1 pseudogene is annotated in these 238 nt (G+C 81.5%); it reads right to left on the reverse strand.

From position 1 onward, the window contains the following. A pseudogene (locus KVS71_RS18640) lies at window positions 1–238 on the reverse strand (HAD family hydrolase); the annotation flags it as partial.

Genomic DNA, 238 nt, shown 5'->3' on the forward strand with positions numbered 1-238 from the left:
CAGGGCGGGCGCCGGGATGCCCGCCCCGCGCACCCGCGCGGTCGCGACGGTCCTGTTGCTGCTCGTCGCGCCCGCCCACAGGTCACCCGGCAGCGCGACGAGCAGGGCGGCCGCCCCGGGGATCCCCGCCGTCGCCGACGCGACGGCGAGCTCACGCGCGAGGAGGTCGGCCGTCGCCTCGCCCGCCCGCCCCGGCTCGACGGGCGTCGCGGCCACCTCACTCGGTCGCCTGCCGTGC

It is taken from the genome of Microbacterium sp. GbtcB4, from assembly GCF_019091465.1.
GTDB lineage: Bacteria > Actinomycetota > Actinomycetes > Actinomycetales > Microbacteriaceae > Microbacterium > Microbacterium paraoxydans.